We start from the raw sequence: 3,174 nt of genomic DNA, 5'->3' as shown, positions 1-3,174 counted from the left end.
GTAATGTCCATGCAGGCGGGTTTCATCATCGCGAGTTAACGGCACATCTTCTTGATATTCCGGTGACTGCTTAATCGTCTCGCTAGAGAGATTGATGAAGACTTTCGACTCGCTCCAGCTCACGCGATCGATCCATTGTGGCGAAACCAAAATCTTTTTCCCTGGCCACCAATTCCGCGTATCGATGACCAGATAACGAATCGCCCACGTCTCCTCCTCAAGGATAAAATCTTCAACGTGACCAATTGCGCCATCCGTGGCTTGAATGTGATAACCAGTCACCTCATGGGTGCTCCGCAAATGAGGGTCCCAGTTTTCTTCAGTGCGGGTGGGTTTGTTCCACAGTGCGGGATCGGGCTGAATATAGGGGTAAGCTCCCCACATATAAAGACCAGTCGAATAAGTCGGATATCCATAATATCCGTAGTAATCTGTCTCGAATTGTTTTGAGACAGGCTCGTCACTGCTTAATGAGGGGCTGCTCTCACTCTGTTTTTTGGTCAGATCGATCGTGATGTGCTGCTCTGCTCGATTCACGCCGACCATCCCATAGGGAGAAATCAGCACCTGCCTGCCTGTCAGCCAGCTACCTGTATCTGCAACCAGATAGCGAATCGTCCAGTATCGATCGTCAAAGTAGAATTCTCGGACTTTTCCAATCTCCCCGTCGAGACTTTGCAATTTGTAACCTTCTAAGGTTTTGACTTCTATCATGGTGCTGCTCCTGTATTTTTTTAATGATAAAGAAATGTAGGCTAGGCAGTGCCCACCATCTGTGGAGTTTTCAGACATCCTCATAATGACGATGCGAATTTATTAACTTTTATCCTAAGCTAAAATTGTGAGGATTTCGTGAGGAAAGTATTCTCGATCGACCACTATTGAAAGTATTTATCTTAATGTTTAATTCGTTATTTCGTGGCTTTTAATTACTATGGATAATCAAAATTATCTAATCTGTCTATCTACATATCGAAGGATTTTAATTTTAGTTTTTCAATCCAATCTCACTCAAAAGGGGTAGGCAAAAACTAAAAATAATCTAAAAAAGCTCTCATCAGATTGGGAGCTTAATTTGAAACAGAATTTGAAATAATTAGATTGCAGACTATGCGATGCTCCAGGGGAGCGACTGAAATCACGCGGAGGATACCTGGCGCATGTGTTTCAGTCAGCGATTCGCGCTCTGGAGGTGTATCCTTCCAGATCTCGCTGTATCAAGACAGCGGCTCGCGATCCTCGGCTTTGCCGAGGGTTTAGCGAGACAAGACAAGACAGAGGCTACGCCAACGAAATCCGCTCCCGTCGATCTTTGCTCGAAGGAATCGACTCCTGACTCATACCAATTAATTTAGCGACTCGGACAGCGGAGGAAATCGCGCCGCCATGCAAACCATCGCCGAGATATGCTCCGGCATGATAAGTATGATTCTCACCATTTGTGGCAACCACTTCATCACGATATCGAAACGATGCGGTGGTGTACAAAGGGGTATCGTGTTCCTGCGTATGAATGATGCGATCGGTCGCAATTAATTCTTCTAACTGGAATGACAGGAAATAATCCGGTGGCGATGAGATGTTGTCAAGCTGATTGAGATAGCCATTGTAGCCCCATTTGGTATTTGTTTGAAAGAAGTCAAATTCTGAAGGTTTGTGGATACCAAAGCGATCGTACATCGAAGTATCGGTGTGAATTATGCTAGTAACTTTATTGGTTTTCCAGGTAGAAAATCGCTTGGCTTCGGCAGCAGTTGGATCGGCTAAAAGTGCCATTACTTTGTCTGGTGGCGTGGCAAATACAACTCGATTACCTCCGGTACGCTTGCGCGAACGAACTCCTGAATTTCACCTGTAGATCTCACGATCTTGACACCATCGGGACTTCTGACAATTCGATCGATCTCGACAGCCAACACGATCTCACCTTTAAATCGGCTGAGGATTTTTTCGATGTAAGTATACACGCCACCTTTAATGCCGACCCAATTGATGGCAATATATTCACGCAACATTGGGATCGCTAATTGTAGCGACCCGCAATCATAAACGATCGAACCCGCAATCATCGCAAAATCGAACCCAGATTAATTGCAACTATCCGGTGGTTCCAACCCGAATTAACTGCAACTGAACCCAGATTAATTGCAACTAACCCACAATCATCCGTTCCAACCCGAATTAACTGCAACTATAAATTAGTAGGTTAGCAGTAAAGAAAAGGGACGTTTTATTTACTCTGTCATTTAACCAGTCACAGCAACGGCAAACCGCCATTTAATTAATAAAGTAACTCGATAAAGAAATTAAAATCAAGATATACTCCTCATAGATGAGTTTATTCACTTTTTGTCGTGCTAATTGGCTATGCTCGTGTTTCAACTGACGACCAACTCCTCGATCTCCAGCAAGACGCACTAACTAAAGTTGGCTGCGAGCGAATTTTTACAGATCGGGAGAGCGGTGCTAAAGCTACTCGCCCAGGACTGACATTAGCACTAGAAATGTTACGCCCAAGAGATACACTTGTCGTTTGGCGACTAGATCGGTTGGGGAGATCGCTCAAGAACCTAATCGAATTAACAGAATTGTTACGCGAACGAACGATCGATCCAACTACACAGCATCCAAGAAGGGATCGACACCTCCACCAGTGGCGGTCAATTAATGTTTCACCTATTCGGCGCACTGGCAGAATTCGAGCGGAACCTGATTCGCGAACGAACGAATGCTGGATTAACAGCCGCCAGAACCAGAGGCAAGACAGGTGGTAGACCCAAGGCACTAGCACCGAATCAGAGAGCTTTGGTCGTCAGTCTGTACAACGAGAAACAACATTCGCTCGATGAGATCTGTCAAATGATGGGTATTTCCCGACCCACCCTTTATAGTTATGTAGCCGAGGACCAAAACAGTGCCCCGCAAACAAATCCCCACCTCGGCTCTAGTTAGCTTACGACAAAGCTTAGATCTACTCCCCGCTCGTTGCCCAGAACGAAAACTGCTCGTCGAAAACACGGCCAGCCTCTACGGGATATCCACAGACACCTTATATCGCTCGCTCCGAGAACAGACACGACCAAAATCTATCCATCGTAATGACCGAGGGCTGCCACGCAAGCTGTCACAACCAGAGATGGAAAGCTACTGTGAAATCATCGCGGCTTTTAAAAT

Annotated in this window: 1 protein-coding gene and 3 pseudogenes; 2 read left to right on the top strand and 2 right to left on the bottom strand. The window is 45.6% G+C overall.

Annotated elements, in window-relative coordinates; translation table 11 throughout:
• Positions 1–714: PRC-barrel domain-containing protein (locus ACEW9J_RS00585; protein WP_373543211.1), on the bottom strand; the 714-nt coding region annotated here is incomplete at its 3' end.
• 567 nt (positions 715–1,281) lie between these two features.
• Positions 1,282–2,030: pseudogene (locus ACEW9J_RS00580) on the bottom strand (amine oxidase); the annotation flags it as partial.
• Between the two features lie 324 nt (positions 2,031–2,354).
• Here ACEW9J_RS00580 and ACEW9J_RS00575 point away from each other — a divergent pair.
• Together ACEW9J_RS00575 and ACEW9J_RS00570 are read left to right on the top strand one after the other, a co-directional pair.
• A pseudogene (locus tag ACEW9J_RS00575) lies at positions 2,355–2,952 on the top strand (recombinase family protein).
• Positions 2,915–3,174 (top strand): annotated as a pseudogene (locus ACEW9J_RS00570) (IS481 family transposase); the annotation flags it as partial. The pseudogenes ACEW9J_RS00575 and ACEW9J_RS00570, both read left to right, overlap by 38 nt.

The sequence above is a fragment of the Chamaesiphon sp. genome (genome assembly GCF_041737865.1).
Taxonomy (GTDB): domain Bacteria; phylum Cyanobacteriota; class Cyanobacteriia; order Cyanobacteriales; family Chamaesiphonaceae; genus Chamaesiphon.
The sequence above is the reverse complement of the archived record's forward strand: the minus strand, read 5'-3'. Positions and strand labels throughout refer to the sequence as shown.